The organism is Nitrospinaceae bacterium (assembly GCA_018669005.1).
Lineage (GTDB): Bacteria > UBA8248 > UBA8248 > UBA8248 > UBA8248 > UBA8248.
Window position 1 is genome coordinate 1 of sequence record JABJAL010000068.1, and the last position, 2,586, is coordinate 2,586.

3 protein-coding genes are annotated in these 2,586 nt (G+C 49.1%); all 3 read right to left on the bottom strand.

Annotation, left to right across the window (positions count from 1 at the left end; translation table 11 throughout):
- Nucleotides 1-33 precede the first annotated feature (33 nt).
- Nucleotides 34-966: an ABC transporter permease gene (locus tag HOJ95_09345; GenBank protein MBT6394897.1), complete on the bottom strand. Its 933-nt coding sequence runs from the start codon at nucleotides 964-966 to the stop codon at nucleotides 34-36.
- Complete coding sequence (locus HOJ95_09350; GenBank protein ID MBT6394898.1) at nucleotides 963-1,880, bottom strand: ABC transporter permease; 918 nt, start codon at nucleotides 1,878-1,880, stop codon at nucleotides 963-965. The genes HOJ95_09345 and HOJ95_09350 overlap by 4 nt, the downstream gene beginning before the upstream one ends.
- A 117-nt stretch (nucleotides 1,881-1,997) precedes the next feature.
- The coding region (locus HOJ95_09355) for a hypothetical protein (protein ID MBT6394899.1) at nucleotides 1,998-2,586 on the bottom strand (589 nt) is incomplete at its 5' end.

Sequence of the window (2,586 nt, forward strand, 5' to 3'; positions counted from 1 at the left end):
CAACTATAAACGCAAGATGGGTAAGATTCTTATTTACCGTGCCCTTAGACGGGGATCCAAAACATCACGAAGCCAGTCGCCAACCAAGTTTGTCCCGAGAACAGTAATCGTAATAGCGAGACCGGGAAATGTCACAATCCACCATGACACATATAGGTAGGAGCGCCCCTCAGCTAGTAGCCCGCCCCAGGTCGGCGTGGGAGGCGGCACACCTAGCCCCAGAAAACTCAAACCAGCCTCAATAATGATCATCCGGCCCAGATAAAGCGAGGCAATGATGATGACAGGCGGAAGCACGTTGGGCATTAAGTGCCTAAAAATAATCCGGAACTGACTTCCACCTACGGCTCTAGCCGCAATAACAAATTCCGTCTCTTTTAATGAAAGTACATTTCCGCGAACCACACGTGCGTAAATAACCCATAGACGTATGGACATAACCAGAATGATCAGCCACAGGCTGGAGCCGAGAATAGAAATCATCGCCAGGGCCAACAATATAAAGGGAAACGAGATAACGAAATCCGCCACCCTCATCAAAAAATAATCCACCTTGCCCCCGAAATAACCCGAGATAAGCCCAACCGTAAGGCCGATACCTCCCGAAAATAAAACTGCAAAAACACCAACGACGATAGATATACGAGAGCCATAGACAACCCGGCTAAATAGATCTCGCCCCAGATGATCGGTGCCCATTAATAAAAGATTTCCATCAATCACCGTAAGAGGTGGCTTTAAAGCCCTTGCAAACGATTGCTCATCAGGGTCAAACGGCGCAACTAAAGGGGCTAGTAGGGCAAGTAGCGCCACGAAGAGCAGTATCAAAACTCCCACCAGAGCGGGTTTCTGCTGCCAAAGAGAACTTCTGAGCTTTACCAGCCAATGTCTTTCCGGTGGCAGATCTTCTTCCCATCTCTCCGTAGAGAGGATCAAATCTTCTGGTTCTGTTAGGTCTTTAATCATGAGTATTTAATCCGCGGATCGAGGTAAGTGTAGAGAATGTCCACCAACAAATTAATCAGAACGAAAATAGAGGCCAGCACGAACACCGCCGCCTGGACAATGGGAAAATCACGAGTATGTATAGCCTCGACGGTGAGCCTCCCTACTCCCGGCCAAGCAAACACCGTCTCAATGATGACAGTGCCGCCAAGTGTCAAAGCCAAATCCAGCCCCAGAACAGTCACGATGGGAATTGCAGAATTCTTCATAGCGTGACGGAACAAAACAACTCTTTCGATCAATCCCTTCGAGCGGGCGGTCATTATATAATCAGCCCTAAGCACTTCGAGCATCTCGGAGCGCATCAAACGAGCCAGCCTCGCCGTATGAAAAACCGAGGCCGCAATTCCAGGCAGAATCAAATGGATCCAGGTGCCGTGGCCAAAGGAGGGCAAAAGGCGGAGATTGACCGCAAACAGCAATATCAACATCAACCCCAGCCAAAAGCCCGGCAAGGCCTGCCCCAATACAGCGCCAATCATACAGAATCGATCTAGTAAAGAGTTTTCCTTCAAAGCCGCAAAACACCCAAGAGGCAGGCCAACAATAATCGATATGATAAACGCCGTGGCGGCAAGTTCGAATGTAGCGGGCATATGACTAAGAACCAATTCCAAAGCCGGTTCTTCCGTTTCAAAAGAATTACCAAAACTTCCCTGTAAAACTTTTCCGAAAAAAATTCCATACTGGGTCACCAAAGGTTTGTCGAAACCCATTTGCTTGCGCAAAAGTGCTTCGTCTTCTTGGGAAGCATCCTCTGGAAGCATCACCGAGAGAGGATCTCCAGTGAGATGAAGCATAAGGAACACAAAAACGAGGACGCACTTAATCAGCACAAGAGCCTGAAAAAACCGCCGAAGAATAAAACCTGTCATTCCCGCTCCTAAATTTTTTGCCGGTTCAAGTTTATCACTCTCTTTTCAACCCATCATGTCCGGGTGGCACGATGGCCACCCGGACATAAATGGACCGCTATATTCCAAATTTCCGTGCTATTTCAGGCCCATTTCAAATGCCAACACAAATCCGTTGACGCGAGGCTTGAAATCCACCTTCTTGTTTTTAGCGACAATTTGATACTGTTGGTAAAGGAAACCGAGTACCGCTTCCTCTCGAATAACACCATTTACATCCTGATACATTTTGAGCCGCTTGGCGTCATCGGGCTCCGAGCGAGCGGCGTCGATGAGCTTATCCATCCACTTTTCGCGGTAACCACCCCAGGTGGAACGGCTATGAATCGTTCCCGAATACATGTGCTCGGAGTGAAGATTCGAATCCATCCGGCAGGCCATCCGAAGGAAAGATTTCACCTTGGGCTTCCAGCGGGCCCGCATCTTGGTGACGACCACGCCGTATTCGGCGACCGTCAGCTTTGTCTTGATCCCTACTTTCCCCAGCATCTGGACCAATGCTTCGGAAACCTCTTTGCCCTTCAAGTAGCGGCCCAGCGGCGTCAAAATTTCAGAACTGAAGCCGTTCGGGTATCCCGCTTCTGCGAGCAGCTTTTTGGCCTTTACCGGATCATAGGGATAAGGTTTAAGCGCGGGGTCAAAGCCAAAGCTGTCAGGCCCTACGTTA

Coding starts and splice junctions, on each gene's coding strand:
- HOJ95_09345 (MBT6394897.1), bottom strand. CDS start 966: ATGATTAAAGACCTAACAGAACCAGAAGATTTGATCCTCTCTACGGAG.
- HOJ95_09350 (MBT6394898.1), bottom strand. CDS start 1,880: ATGACAGGTTTTATTCTTCGGCGGTTTTTTCAGGCTCTTGTGCTGATT.